15 protein-coding genes and 1 pseudogene are annotated in these 14138 nt (G+C 38.5%); 7 read left to right on the top strand and 9 right to left on the bottom strand.

What is annotated here, in order from left to right:
• Positions 1-70: 70 nt before the first annotated feature.
• Positions 71-1165 carry an aminofutalosine synthase MqnE gene (gene mqnE / locus LDX58_RS14110; RefSeq protein WP_227937477.1) on the top strand — a complete coding sequence of 365 codons (1095 nt, stop codon included), beginning with the start codon at positions 71-73 and terminating at the stop codon, positions 1163-1165.
• Positions 1166-1418: 253 nt separating this feature from the next.
• Here the strand turns inward: mqnE and dapF are convergent, their stop codons facing one another.
• The 3 genes from dapF to LDX58_RS14095 all read right to left on the bottom strand — a co-directional run bounded on the left by dapF (position 1419) and on the right by LDX58_RS14095 (position 3070).
• Positions 1419-2276 carry a diaminopimelate epimerase gene (gene dapF, locus LDX58_RS14105; RefSeq protein WP_372459190.1) on the bottom strand — a complete coding sequence of 286 codons (858 nt, stop codon included), beginning with the start codon at positions 2274-2276 and terminating at the stop codon, positions 1419-1421.
• A complete protein-coding gene (locus LDX58_RS14100) occupies positions 2273-2515 on the bottom strand; it encodes a hypothetical protein (protein ID WP_227937476.1) in 243 nt (80 codons plus the stop codon). Before LDX58_RS14100 ends, dapF begins: the two co-directional genes overlap by 4 nt.
• Positions 2516-2836: 321 nt before the next feature.
• Positions 2837-3070 (bottom strand): YuzB family protein, encoded by a 234-nt coding sequence (locus tag LDX58_RS14095; protein WP_227937475.1) that lies wholly within the window; start codon positions 3068-3070, stop codon positions 2837-2839.
• A gap of 184 nt (positions 3071-3254) precedes the next feature.
• Here LDX58_RS14095 and LDX58_RS14090 point away from each other — a divergent pair.
• Together LDX58_RS14090 and LDX58_RS14085 are read left to right on the top strand one after the other, a co-directional pair.
• A pseudogene (locus tag LDX58_RS14090) lies at positions 3255-3416 on the top strand (TetR/AcrR family transcriptional regulator); the annotation flags it as partial.
• Between the two features lie 411 nt (positions 3417-3827).
• On the top strand, positions 3828-4898 hold the full coding sequence (locus LDX58_RS14085) for an NAD(P)/FAD-dependent oxidoreductase (protein WP_227937534.1): 1071 nt from the start codon (positions 3828-3830) through the stop codon (positions 4896-4898).
• Positions 4899-5024: 126 nt separating this feature from the next.
• On the opposite strand, the gene LDX58_RS14080 is transcribed toward LDX58_RS14085, so the two are convergent.
• On the bottom strand, positions 5025-5336 hold the full coding sequence (locus LDX58_RS14080) for a YuzD family protein (protein ID WP_227937474.1): 312 nt from the start codon (positions 5334-5336) through the stop codon (positions 5025-5027).
• A gap of 215 nt (positions 5337-5551) precedes the next feature.
• Between LDX58_RS14080 and LDX58_RS14075 the strand changes: the two genes are divergently transcribed.
• Positions 5552-5788, top strand: a complete 237-nt coding sequence (locus tag LDX58_RS14075) for a NifU family protein (RefSeq protein WP_227937473.1) — start codon at positions 5552-5554, stop codon at positions 5786-5788.
• A gap of 57 nt (positions 5789-5845) precedes the next feature.
• Positions 5846-6013, top strand: coding sequence for a hypothetical protein (locus LDX58_RS14070; RefSeq protein WP_227937472.1), 168 nt, complete (start codon positions 5846-5848; stop codon positions 6011-6013).
• Here the strand turns inward: LDX58_RS14070 and LDX58_RS14065 are convergent.
• The 5 genes from LDX58_RS14065 to yutH all read right to left on the bottom strand — a co-directional run bounded on the left by LDX58_RS14065 (position 6004) and on the right by yutH (position 10914).
• Positions 6004-6234 carry a transcriptional regulator SplA domain-containing protein gene (locus tag LDX58_RS14065; RefSeq protein ID WP_227937471.1) on the bottom strand — a complete coding sequence of 77 codons (231 nt, stop codon included), beginning with the start codon at positions 6232-6234 and terminating at the stop codon, positions 6004-6006. The genes LDX58_RS14070 and LDX58_RS14065 overlap by 10 nt on opposite strands.
• Before the next feature lie 48 nt (positions 6235-6282).
• A complete protein-coding gene (gene thrB, locus LDX58_RS14060; RefSeq protein WP_227937470.1) occupies positions 6283-7218 on the bottom strand; it encodes a homoserine kinase in 936 nt (311 codons plus the stop codon).
• Positions 7215-8279 (bottom strand): threonine synthase, encoded by a 1065-nt coding sequence (thrC, locus tag LDX58_RS14055; protein WP_227937469.1) that lies wholly within the window; start codon positions 8277-8279, stop codon positions 7215-7217. The genes thrB and thrC overlap by 4 nt, the downstream gene beginning before the upstream one ends.
• Before the next feature lie 2 nt (positions 8280-8281).
• Positions 8282-9580 carry a homoserine dehydrogenase gene (locus tag LDX58_RS14050; RefSeq protein WP_227937468.1) on the bottom strand — a complete coding sequence of 433 codons (1299 nt, stop codon included), beginning with the start codon at positions 9578-9580 and terminating at the stop codon, positions 8282-8284.
• Positions 9581-9870: 290 nt separating this feature from the next.
• Entirely contained in the window at positions 9871-10914 is a 1044-nt protein-coding gene (yutH, locus tag LDX58_RS14045; protein ID WP_227937467.1) for a spore coat putative kinase YutH, read from the bottom strand.
• 272 nt (positions 10915-11186) lie between these two features.
• Between yutH and LDX58_RS14040 the strand changes: the two genes are divergently transcribed.
• Both LDX58_RS14040 and LDX58_RS14035 read left to right on the top strand, forming a co-directional pair.
• Positions 11187-11684 (top strand): phosphatidylglycerophosphatase A family protein, encoded by a 498-nt coding sequence (locus LDX58_RS14040; RefSeq protein ID WP_227937466.1) that lies wholly within the window; start codon positions 11187-11189, stop codon positions 11682-11684.
• A 579-nt stretch (positions 11685-12263) separates the two neighbouring features.
• Complete coding sequence (locus tag LDX58_RS14035; RefSeq protein WP_227937465.1) at positions 12264-13904, top strand: PAS domain-containing sensor histidine kinase; 1641 nt, start codon at positions 12264-12266, stop codon at positions 13902-13904.
• Positions 13905-14138 lie beyond the last annotated feature (234 nt).

The following is a 14138-nucleotide window of genomic DNA, read 5'->3' as shown; positions in this document are numbered from 1 at the left end:
CTTCTTACTTATAGTCAAACTTCCAATAGAATACGATACGGTTTATTATATCGAAATGGAGGACAAGTGGATGGGAATTATATTAACTGATACAAAACTGCAAGACATTGCAGAAAAAGTAAACCACGGCGAACGTCTTACAATAGAGGATGGATTATATTTGTTCGATAGTCCAGATTTACTTGGGATTGCGCAGTTAGCGAACCAAGTCAATTATAAAAAAAACAAAGATCATGTTTATTTTATCGAAAATCTATACATCAATCCAACAAACGTCTGTGAAGCCAATTGTGGCTTTTGTGGTTTTAAACGTAAGCCTGGTGAAGAAGGCGCCTATACAATGGATAGTGACGCATTGCTTGAGTATGTGGAGAAAAGATGGAATGACAACATCCGTGAATTCCATATCGTAGGCGGACATAACAACGAGATTCCTTTTGACTACTACTTAGATACAATTCGCACATTAAAAAAACATTACCCTCAAGTAACAGTAAAAGCATATACAGGGGCTGAAATTGAATTCTTTTCTCGTATTTCAAGTTTATCTATGAAAGAAGTGCTCGAAGAATTAATTAAAGCTGGTTTGGATACTCTTCCTGGTGGAGGAGCTGAAATCTTAACCGAGCGTTATCGTTTAAAAATGAGCCCTGATAAAGCTTCAACCGATCAATGGTTAGAAGCTCATGAGATTGCACACAACCTAGGTTTAAAAACACATGCAACGATGCTTTACGGTTCAATTGAGACAAAAGAAGAGCGCCTTATTCATATGGATCGCCTTCGCCAACTTCAAGATCACACGAATGGTTTCATGGTATTTATCCCACTTGCAATGCAACCAAAAAGTATCAACGCTGGTATTAAGCGCCGTACAACGGCTTATGACGATATGCGCACATTAGCGATTAGTCGTTTAATGCTAGATAACTTTGATCACATCAAAGCATACTGGATTAACATTGGCGTTCAACTAACACAAATGGCGTTAACATTTGGTTCAAGTGATATTCACGGTACACTGATCGAAGAGCGCATTTCACATGCGGTTGGGGCTTTAACATCTTCAGGGATTACCCGCGACGAGCTTGTTTACCTGATTAAGAGTGCAGGAAAAACTCCAGTTGAACGGGATACGTTTTATAATGTGATTAAGACCTATTAACAAAAAACGCTAAGGAACACACCAACTACGTGCCCCTTAGCTTTTTTTGTTTAATTAAACATTTAATTAATTTTTCTTTGTGTTAGAAATGGACTATTCATGCACGAAACAACACGCTAGTAAGTTTGTTTGATTAGCTATAACTGATTATAAGAGAACTTTTTTTCTTAAGTGAGTTCAGTCAGGGATAAACACCTAGTAAGAAGGCAAAAAAAACAGTTTGACATAAAATTGTCTTCCTGGTTTAAGATTCTTATTTCCTTTCAAAAACACCTTCACATATTACCTCGGCAGCACCCTTCATGAGTACATTCCCGTCTTCTTGCCAAGTGATTGCTAAATCTCCTCCGAGAAGATGAACAATGATTTCCTCTCCTTTTTGGCAGTAACCATTAAGAACTGCTGCAACGACCGCAGCACAAGCGCCTGTCCCACAAGCTTGCGTGATGCCAGATCCTCTTTCCCATACTCGAAAGTGGAGCTCAGTCCCTGAAACCACTTCTACAAATTCAACATTAACCCACTCAGGGAAACGACCATCTTTTTCCATTTTAGGTCCGATTGTTTCAACTGCGGCTCGATCAATATCTTTCACAAACATTACAGCATGCGGATTTCCCATTGAGACGGCTGTGATTTCTAACATTTGACCGTCCAATTCAAAGGGTTCTCCAATTACTTGTTCTTGCTCCTCGCCTAACATCGGTATAGAATGTCTCAAAAGGATCGGATTTCCCATATCAACACTCACGGTCTGAACTCTTCCTTCTTCTACATGAACGGTAGCCTCAACTAAGCCACCCAACGTCTCTATTTTAAATGTTTTACTTTTGACATACCCATTTTCATAAGAAAATTTAGCGACGCAACGTAGTCCATTGCCACAATTTCTCGCTTCAGAGCCGTCATTATTAAAGACTCGCATCTTTACTGAAGCGACATCCGATGGACAGATAAGGATCATTCCATCTGAGCCAATTCCTTTATTTTTATCAGCGACTTCAATCGCCAATGGTGCAAGTTTTTCTTGATCAAGCGTTTGTTTAAACAAATCGACGTAAATATAGCTATTTCCTAATCCATGCATTTTTGTGAATTGCAATTGATTCAATCCTTTCTTAACTTCTTATCTGTCCAAAAATAATCTTCATCTGCTTCAAGAATGGTAAGTCTCCCATTACAGCATGGTAAAATTAAATTCGTTTTAATATTTTCTCGTGCCCTATTAAAGTCTGATTTTTTCATATTGGTTAACACATTCTCTTCACCACATAAAGGACATGTTTGTAAATATATATCATTAAACAGGCGCTCATATGGCCAGGTATTTACAAATGGGATTACATCCACCTGTTTACACTTCCTTCCCCGTTTATCTCTATTAGTTTGAGTTTTTTCAAAGAGGTGAAATGGGTACCTTTTTGAGCTCTTAAAAAGCATGTTAACTATAATCTAAGCAGTGGTTCCGCTCATTGCTTAGATTGAAGAGAAAAAGGTAAAATTCGACCTTTTTCCCTTCTTATAGACGCGTTTATCTTATAATTGCAATGGCTCCACTCACTGCGCGCCTGTCCGAGAAAATCGCTCGAACAGGCTTAAAACCCTGCAGTGGTTCCGTTCATTGCTTAGATTGAAGGGAAAAAGGTGAAGTTCGACCTTTTCCCCTTCCATCTACATCGGGTTTTCTTCTAGGAAGGTATATATATTTTCAACGAGTTCCTCGTTTGTTTCACCGGATACATATTCTCCATTTACAAGAGCAAACGGTTCAACTGCGCAGTTTCCGCAATTACTTAGACATCCGTACTCGATAATATCTAGATTAGGATCTTTCTCTAATTCTTCCATTGCTTTTTGTGTTCCACTAGCTAAGTTACTTAAGCAAAATTCAATAATTGGACGCATATTCTCACCTCTTTAATCTACTTCTTAATGCTACTCTCGTGTGGGAAAGAAGTCAATTCTGGTATTTCTTTTATTCCTCTTTAATAAAGTTTTTTAAAACAATTCACAAATTTGTTGTTTTTTTAGGATTTCCTCGATATAATCAGAACTGACCGGGGTCACTTTTCATTGAGGAGATAACGTTATGAATGAACGAGCAAAAAAAGTAAAGACAAAAGAACGGATCGAACAAGCAGCATTAGCTCTTTTTCGAGAGAAAGGCTATTCACGAACAACCGTTCAAGAAATTACAAAAGCTGCTAAAGTTGCTAAAGGCACATTCTTTAATTATTTTCCTACTAAAGATTCAATCATGCAATCGCTTGCCAAAGAACGTCTTCAAGCGGTTATGCCATACGTTCAACAATCACGCTTTATAAATAGACCTTTATCGATTCGATTACGGACTTATTTACAATTTATTTTAAATGATTATGACATTTACCCATCTCTAACCATTGAAATATGGAATCATGTACTCAAAGAGCAAACAATACTCTTTGCTCATTGGCATGAACTTTTACAAGATGCTCAAACTAAAGGGGAAGTGAACCCGGCAGCCTCGGTCTTCACATGGACTCATATTATTCATAGTTTGATCTCGCACGGCATTCAAACCTTTGCAACTGAACCGACAAAAGTACGTTTGCTCGAAAGCGTTATGACTTTGGTCGATACCAGTCTTGAAGCACTTATCGAAAAAAGGGGATATCCACTTATGAAAAAACTAGTTATTTTAGGCGGCGGTTATGGCGGTATGCGTGTTCTTCAACGATTTTTACCTGAAGGCTTACCTGAAAATGTTGAAATTACACTAATTGACAGACTACCCTATCACTGTTTGAAAACAGAATATTATGCTTTGGCAGCAGGAACAGTAGCAGATCATCATCTACGGGTTAGCTTTCCTGAAGATGCAAGACTAGCGATCAAATACGGGACGATCACAAATATCGACTTACAAGATAAGACCGTTGAGCTAGCTGGTGATGAATTTGTACCGTATGATAAATTAATTATCGGTCTCGGCTGTGAGGACAAATATCATAATGTGCCCGGTGCATCTGAATTTACACATAGTATCCAAACGATGGATAAAACAAGAAAAACATACGAAACACTTAATAATATTCGGCCTAATGGTATTGTTTCAATTGTCGGAGCTGGATTAAGCGGAGTCGAACTTGCAAGTGAACTTAGAGAAAGTCGTCCGGATATATCAATTAAGCTTTTTGATCGTGGCGAAATTATCTTGTCTATGTTCCCACGCAAACTCAGCACTTATGTACAAAATTGGTTTATTGATCACGGTGTTGATGTTTATAACAAATCAAACATTACAAAAGTCGAAGATGGCATTCTTTATAATCACGATGAAGCTATTGAATGCGATGCGATTATTTGGACAGCTGGTGTACAGCCTGTTGAAGTCGTTCGTAATCTTCAAGCAGAAAAAGATTCCCAAGGCAGAGTCGTATTAACACCTCAGCACTTCCTTCCAAATAACGAAGATGTTTTTATTGTTGGTGACTGTGCAAGTCTACCACATGCTCCGAGCGCGCAATTAGCTGAGGGGCAAGCTGAACAAATTGTAATGATCTTGAAAAAACAGTGGGCTGGTGAAGCATTGCCGGAAGAACTACCACGTATCAAGTTAAAAGGTGTACTTGGTTCCCTAGGGAAAAAACACGGGTTTGGCTTAATGGGTGACCGTACTTTGCTCGGTCGTGTCCCACGTGTTTTAAAAAGTGGAGTGCTCTGGATGTATAAGTATCATTCCGGCTCGTAAATAATGAAAGACCAAATCAGCTTAGTGATTTGGTCTTTTTTGCTATCTAACAGTATTAGGAAGTTCGGATCAGAAACCAACTTCCCCCAATTATAAACGAACAATTACGCCATCGATTACACTGAATCAGCTAAGTTGTTCAATTTTCTCGAAAATACTTTTTAAATTTGGATTTCCTTCTGCAACAACCTCGTCTTCTAACACAACTAGTGGATAAAAGTACTCATCATCTTTGATAGCATCGGAAAACTTAATATGTGTTTCATCAATACCTGGATGCTCAATATCGATGTATGTAAACTCAAACGAAGTCTCGGGAAATTTGCGAGTAATCGCTGCCTCTAACCATTCCATCGTTTCCTTTGCACTTGGTAAATGAATGCAACTAGCACATTTTACTTCTGCCCCATATACCGTCACTTTTATTGTTTCCGCCAACTCTTCACACCCTTTTTATTGCCTTATTTATGCACCATTATAATATACATGAGCAATATTGGATAGCAAACGACTATTGCTGCTTTCAATTGCTATCAGGAGTGTCACGCACGTCTTTCCAAATTTTCACTTAATAATGAGCGGAAAATCAAGCAGAAACATGGATTTTTTTTTGAAACACCATTATAATAGGTAGTAGAAAGGAGTTGTTTGAAATGGCAACAGCTGAAATGGTTGATCAAGTTAGTGAAGTATTAGATAAGCTTCGTCCTTTCTTGCTACGTGATGGCGGGGATGTTGAACTCGTTGATGTAGAAGATGGAGTTGTAAAAGTACGTCTTCTAGGCGCTTGCGGATCATGCCCAAGTTCTACGATTACGTTAAAAGCAGGTATTGAACGCGCGCTTCTTGAAGAAGTTCCAGGCGTAAAGGAAATTGAGCAAGTCTTTTAATAGGAAAACGCCCGACATTAGTCGGGCGTTTCTTTTTTTGAATAAGAAAGTATTAAAGTGACGACAGGATGGGATGACAACTACTCGAAAGAAGAGCAATCGATCCAAACGCTTTTTAGTCGAACGCAAGAAAAAACCAATAGTCGTTCAACTAAAAAGAAGGCAACGGTTCCTCTCATTGTAGCTAAGAAAAAACCGCTCTGGTTCATTCTTTTTCACATATAAAATTGCTCAAACATTGACTCTGCTTCTTCATATGAATTAAAGAGAGCATCATCTTCTTCAATCGAATGGTAAAAGTCAAATAACAGCAAAGACAATTGTCCAGGATTCATGGGATCTCGCGCGATCGTTGCTTCTTGTATAGTTGAAACGGTTTGGGTATGTGGGTTTCGATAAATGATATACACTTGTTGTCCTTCTTCTAATTGCTGAATATCAATCATGACGGACCTCCCTTTTTTAGTGGTTTGCCCGCCATGATTAGAAACTATTCAATTTATTTGAGCAGACGTTTCTTTATGTGAAACACCTTTTTTTACTTGAATGCCTTCTTTTGCTGGTCGTAATACAGCCACTTCAAACGCAGGGAAATGACGTTGAAGTTTTTCTTGTATTTCTTCCCCACGCTTAGCGGGAGCTAAACATAACATCGTTGGTCCAGCTCCGCTTAAAGCAGCCCCATAAGCCGATGTTTCTTCTTGTACGACACGAATGACTTCTTCAAGATGAGGAACGAGTTCACGGCGATACGGATGATGAAATAAATCCTCATTCATCATTTTCCCCGCAGCTTTCCAATCTCCCTGAAGCAAAGCAGCCACTAAAACATTTGCGACACTACTTGCTCTTACCGCTTGACGATAGTCAAGCTCTGATGGCAAAACCCCACGTGCCTTCTTTGTTTTTAATTCTTCAGAAGGAACGAGTAAAACAAGATCGACTTCGGGTATTCCACCGTATAATACATTTGTAGAAGTTTCCGTATGCGTCCCAATAACAAGGCCTCCGTAGATAGAAGCTGCTACATTATCTGGATGACCCTCCCATAAACTTGCAAAGCGAACTTTCTCCTCAACAGAAAGTGGTTCTCCAACTAATTGATTAGCGAGTTCTATCCCTGCAACTATCGCGGCAGCACTACTACCGAGACCACGTGCGAGCGGGATATCACTAATCATCTCCACATGACACGGTGGAAGATCTTGACCAAGTTCTTTCGCGACATGCGCCGCTACTTGATAAATTAAGTTATCTTCTCCTGTTTCAATCCCTTGTAAATCAACTGAGGAAGATGCAAACAGCCATTGATCAGACTGTTGCACTTCAAGAGTTAAAAAGCGATTAACCGCAAGACCAACTGAATCAAAGCCAGGCCCTAGGTTGGCAGAGCTGCCAGGAACCGTAATGGAGAATGGTTCTAGGCTCATGAAGTGACACCGCCTTTAAGATGAGCAAGAAATGCTTCTTTATCGTTTGGTAAAACAGTCGGTTTCACTAATACTGTATCGATGGCTGTGTTCGGGTCCTTTAAGCCATTTCCTGTTAATACACAAACGACTGTAGATCCTTTTTTGATCTCACCAGATGCAATTTGTTTTTTCAGTCCCGCAAGAGAAGCACATGATGCCGGTTCAGCAAAAACGCCCTCACGACTTGCGAGCAATTGATACGCTTCTAGAATTTCTTCATCTGTTACGAAGTCAATCGAACCATTGGATTCTTCCTTCGCTACAACGGCTTTATCCCAACTAGCTGGGTTTCCAATACGGATCGCTGTTGCAATCGTTTCTGGCTCTTCAATCACTTCACCACGAACGATCGCAGCTGCGCCTTCCGCTTCGAATCCGCGCATTTCTGGAAGACCTGTACCTTTTTTCTCATGGTACTCTTTGAAACCTTTCCAGTAAGCTGTAATATTCCCGGCGTTCCCCACTGGAATTGCTAAAACATCAGGTGCTTTACCTAAAGCATCGACAACTTCAAAAGCTGCTGTTTTTTGACCTTCAATCCGGTATGGATTCACTGAATTCACAAGGGTAATCGGTTCTGTTTGACTGATTTCACGAACGATATCAAGCGCGTTATCGAAGTTCCCTTTGATTTCTAGAACTTCAGCACCGTACATAACCGCCTGTGCAAGCTTTCCTAGCGCAATCTTACCTTCAGGGATAACAACGACACATCTTAGTCCAGCACGCGCTCCATAAGCTGCAGCGGCCGCAGAGGTGTTTCCTGTCGAGGCACAGATAATCGCTTTGCTTCCTTCTTCTTTTGCCTTGGCAACAGCCATAACCATTCCACGATCTTTGAACGATCCAGTTGGATTTAAGCCTTCGTACTTAACAAAGATGTTAACGCCCCACTCTTTTGAGATATGCTCTAGCTCAATAAGTGGTGTATTACCTTCATGTAATGTAAGCAAAGGTGTTTCCTCTGTTACTGGTAAAAATTCTTTATATTCTTGGATTAACCCTTTCCAACGACTCATTTCTAGCGTCCCCCTTCGACACGATAACAGCTTTCGATCGATTCAATGACCTCAAGCTCCGATAATTTTTTATATAGATTTTGATAGTTTTCTTTGTTTGTGTGATGAGTAATCACAATAACTTCAGCTACTTCATTCCCTTCAATTGGCAACTGCAGCAACTTTTCAAAGCTCACTTCATACTCTGCAAATAAACTTGTAACAGCTTGGAATGTACCTGCCTTATCAACGACTCGCAAACGCAAGAAATACTTTGAGTCAATTTCATTTGGTTGTTTCAGCACTTTTTCATTAAGTGGTTCTTGTACCGATCTACCACAAACCCCTAAACGCATATTCTTCATCACTGTTACTAAATCAGATACAACAGCAGTAGCCGTTGGCAATGAACCCGCACCTGGACCATAGAACATTGTTTCCCCAACTGCTTCTCCGTAAACATAAACAGCATTATACTCGTTATGCACAGACGATAATGGGTGTGCCTTTGGCAGTAATGTTGGCTCAACGCTGATTTCAACACGTCCTTCATCTCGTTTGGCAAGACCAATTAATTTCATTGTATACCCTAATTGATCACAATAATCCAAATCTGCTTTTGTCACTGAAGAAATTCCTTTTACTGTCACATCATCTAAGCTAACATTCATCGAAAACCCAAGTGTCGATAAGATCGCCATTTTACGAGCTGCATCTAAACCTTCTACGTCCGCTGTTGGGTCACTTTCGGCAAAACCTAACTCTTGTGCTTGCTTTAATACATCTTCGTAAGAGCTACCGTTTTGCGTCATTTTTGTTAATATATAATTCGTTGTTCCATTTACAATTCCCATCATTTTTGTAATACGGTCTGCTGATAAACCATCACTTAAACTTCTTAAGATTGGAATGCCTCCAGCAACACTTGCTTCATAATACAGATCACAACCGTGTTCTGAAGCTACTTGTTGAAGCTCAGCACCATATAAAGCCATTAAATCTTTATTGGCTGTTACGACATGCTTGCCGTTACGTAGAGCCGTTAGGAGGTGCTCTTTCGTTGACTCTACTCCACCCATTACTTCAATTATAACATCTATATTTTGGTCAAACAGAATTTCTTCTATTTGGTCCGTCACAACGGAATCGTCAAGCTCTACCGCTCTCTTTTTTTCTATATCACGCACAAGTACTTTCTTAACAGTTACAGGACAGCCAACCTGATGACGTAATTCCTTTTGATGCCGGCTAATAATGGAAATGACACCCGTTCCTACTGTACCTAGGCCAAGTAATCCGATCCGAACTTCCGCTGCTGACATGCTCTCCACTCCTTCTCTATCTTCTTTCATGTATGTCTAAAAAACACAACTGTTTATCTATAAAGGACATTATAGACCTCTTTCTCTTGAAGTACAATAGACAATTCATAAAAATTCAGAAAAAATAAACAGAGAGTGAACTGGCAAACGTTTTTGTGTTTTAAAACATGGGATTGAAACAAAAATAGACCTGGATCCATTCCCGTTAGGACTAGAATAGATCCAGGTTTTGTGTGAACTTTGTTGTTAAAACTTTTACGTTTAGCTTAGCATTAGCCAACAGCTAAAAATTATAACCAATCAATCGGAGGTACTTGATTCGTACCAATTCCTCTCGACATAAGTACATGTTCAACAAATTCTTTTAGAAACCGTTCATTTTTATGTTCATTTTCTAGTATTTGAAAAAACTGTTGACCACGCTCGATTTTCTCATCTGTTATTTGACTCAGGTAATAGTCTTCAACCGCTTCAAAATAATGAAGAGGAAAGAGCAGTCTGGCATAAAGTAACTTCCATGAATAGCTGGTTAATGTTTTATACTGCTCATAGCCACGAATAAATGAATCAATTTTTCTCCATGAGAAATTGGTTTCCGTCCAATGTTGATCGCGAATCCATTCAGCCAAGTCACGACATGGATGGTCATATACAAATTCAGTAGGTCTTTTTATAATATCACCCTCCTCTGTTAAAACAATCCATGTGCGGTCAGTGAAGCGATGGTGGCAAATAGTGGGCTTTTCCTGTTCCATGCTTCGATCATCAATCGTTGCATCAACCACATATTGTATCGCGTTTTCAGTTAATCCCATAAAGTAAGGGTAAGAGAATAAAAAGGCTTCGTCCACATAGGAATGTGGTCCTTCATATAAAATTTGTTGGTACCATCCTTCTAATTGTTCAAGCCGAGTCTCCCATAAGTTCGGCCATTGCCCAAAAAAATCATATCCTTTCTTATGATAAGATAACTGCTTTCCATAATAATGAACCGTTGCTAGATGAGCGCCTTTTTCGTCCTCGCTCTGAAAGCGAAATACCGCTTTCCTATCCGTCTGCTCCTGACTTGGCAACTGACAAACGTACACTTCCTGACCATCAATTAATCCCGACTTTCTTTTATGAAGGGTCGTAACCGGTTCTAGAATTGATGTATCCCCTATTTGCCTCATGTAATTTGAATAGGCTAGCATCTCTTCTTCCTGTAGCAAACATTCTTCCTTCGGCAATAAAATATACGAGTTCCCTCCAGCTTCGAATCCTTCATACTCACCGATCGAAAAGCGTGATTCACAGTATATTCCATAGATGTCGTAGAGATTACGTTCAAACATCAACTTCCCTCCTCAAACTTACACTCCTTTTCCTAGTCTATGACCCAAATGAATAAAATGTGTTTACGCATAGTAGACTAGTAGTAGCAATTAATAAGATTTCAAATAAAAAAAGGGTCTTTTCCTTGAATTTACAGTTGTTCTTCTTTAATTATGTTAAATTTAAAAAGAAGAAAAAATCTGTTCCATTCAATCAGGAGTCTTTACTATTTGAACATCTTAGCTTTTCTGTCTTATAGTAGATATAGAACTAGTCGTCGGAGGTGCTACGTATGACAAAAAGAAATATGGATGAAGTTGAAACGAAAGCAAGAGAATGGCTAGTCGAACGTGGAGTGACATTAGATGATATTGCTGAGCTTGTTTATTTTTTGCAAGTGAAATATCACCCAGACCTTCAACTAGAAGTGTGCAAAGAAAATGTAGATAAAGTTCTTCGCAAAAGAGAAGTTCAAAACGCAGTTATAACAGGCATTCAATTAGATGTCCTGGCGGAGAAGAAACTTCTTGATGAACCATTACAGAATATTATTGATCGCGACGAAAGTTTATATGGAGTCGATGAGATCATCGCCTTATCCATTGTAAACGTATACGGCTCGATTGGCTTTACGAATTACGGGTATATCGATAAGCAAAAACCCGGAATTCTAGAAAGGCTTAACGACAAATCCACTGGTGAATGCCATACATTCCTTGATGATATTGTTGGTGCTATTGCAGCAGCTGCTTCAAGTCGATTGGCACATAGCGCTGCGAATACTGAATAAAAAACGAGATTCACCCAAAAAAATGAAGAGGCTACTGAAAAAGATGGGTTTTTATCTTTTTCAGTAGCCTCTAAGCAATGAGCGTAGCCGTTGCATTATTTTGCAAGCCTGCTATGAGTGGGGTTCTCATAGCAGGCGCGCAACGTGCGGAGCCATTGCTACTTAATAGACTGAAAAAGATGGGTTTTTATCTTTTTCAGCAGCCTCTAACTATGGTCTTTTTTACTTTGTGCTCTCTTTAACATTTCCAGTATCCTTTTTTATTTTTTTATAAAGTATCTAACTACACCTGCTTTTCAATAGTTTTTTGATTATCTATGCTATTTCCTTTTAAAAATACTCCTATCCTTGCTCTCACTTAAGCGTTTTTAAAGTCTAAGAACCTTCTTTACATGACATGTTATTCCATTGATCTTCTTTCCCTCCTTTTACAAGTCATCCCACTGAGCAATCCCTTTTATTTACATCTATGTTTTTTAATTTACAGATCCCCTTAAAAACAGGGGTAAATTTTTCTAACACCATAACGCTCTTTTTGATGATATGATAAAATGTAAGATTGTATACTGGGGGAATAGCATGAATAAAAAAGTTAAAATACTTATCTATATTCTTCTGGCCGCGATATGGATTATCGGAACAGATTTTATAATTGCTCAGTTAAATTTAGACCTGCAAGTCTATACAACCATTCAAAATATAAAGGCGTTGTTCTTTATTCTATTGACAAGCTTTTTTATATACTACTCCTTCATTAAACAAGAAGAAAGTAAGGCCGTGACAGCTGAAAAGGAAAAATTAGAAGCATTAATCAACTCTATGGTTGATTTCGTTAATTTTAAAGATGGTGAAGGAAGATGGACACAAGCAAATGATTTCGCTTTGAAATTATTTCAAATTGACCATGTAGATTATAAAGGAAAAAAAGATTCTGAACTTGGTGCATACAGTACTTTTTACAAAGAGGCACTTGAGTATTGTGAAGTCTCGGATGAAGAAGCATGGAAAATCGGTAAGATATCTAGATGGACTGAAAAAATTCCGATACCAGATGGAAGCACAAAAACCTTTGATACGTTAAAAATTCCGCATTTTTATGAAGATGGAACTCGAAAAGAACTAGTCGTTGTCGGTCGTGACATTACAGAACAAGTAATAGCTGAGGAACAGTTGGAACAAAAAAAACAAAAGTATAAATCCTTAATTCAATACAACCCTGAACTCGTTTATATATTAAACGCTAAAGGGGAAGTCCTTGAATTAAATCCTAAATTTGAAGTATTGACTGGGTACGACCCAAACGACTTCATAGGTAAATCCATTGTTTCGATCATCTCCGAAAAAGATAAAAAGGAAGTAAAGAACGCTTACCTTGAAATTCTTCATAAAAGACGATCGATTAAAAATAAAGAAATTGAGATCATTCGAAAAGATGGAGATAAACGGATTTTAAGATGTACAGCTGTCCCAACTGTAATCGAAAATAAAGTAGTAGGTGCCATCGGCTACGCTCATGATATTACCAAAGAAACAGAAACAGAAGAACGTTTACGTAAAACAGAAAAACTCTCTGTAGTTGGAGAACTCGCTGCAAGTGTAGCTCACGAGATTCGTAATCCACTCACATCTATTAAAGGGTTTATTCAATTTATGCAGTCAAACGACGATAAAAATGGTTCCTATTATAAAATTATGCTTGATGAGTTAGAACGCATTAATCAAATTTCAAGTGAATTATTAGCTTTAGGTAAACCGAGAGAGATTCAGTTTGAGAGTTGTGATATTAATGAAATTTTCACTAGCGTCATGTGGTTACTCGAGTCACAAGCTAACTTGTATAGCGTTGAAATTGACTACATCAGCGACAAGAACTTGCCTTTGATTGATTGTGAGCCTAATCAATTAAAACAACTGTTTATAAATATCATTAAGAATTCAATCGAGGCTAATTCGAAGAAAATAACAGTTCAAATTGGAACAAATGAGGCGAATCAATTGCAAATCACAATTCAAGATGATGGAACTGGGATCGATAATGAAAGAATTGAACGGTTAGGTGAGCCTTTCTATTCATCTAAAGAAAAAGGAACAGGATTGGGCCTTACGGTCAGCTATAAAATTATTCAATCACACCGCGGACACATCCAATTTAACAGTGATTTGAACAATGGAACGAGGGTAACCATTCTTCTTCCAATTAAAAGTGCTAGGATTGATTAATTATCATCCTAGCACTTTTTTTCATTGAACCTAAAGTTCTCACTACAGCAAACAAGTTTTTAGCTAATCTTGTACCTCTGTTTCATCAAGAAAAACAGCGGAGCCGCAGTCAGGACTTTAAGACTTTAATGCTTTTATCTAAAGGCGAAATGCGTGGAGACATTACCCTTCCCTTAGTAATCCATCAAAAGATTCCTCTTCGAACAATCTTTCATACTGTTTGAATTTCACTTC

It is taken from the genome of Alkalihalobacillus deserti (assembly GCF_020734105.1).
In the GTDB taxonomy this organism is placed as follows: Bacteria; Bacillota; Bacilli; order Bacillales; family Bacillaceae_D; genus Halalkalibacter; species Halalkalibacter deserti.
The sequence above is the reverse complement of the archived record's forward strand: the minus strand, read 5'-3'. Positions and strand labels throughout refer to the sequence as shown.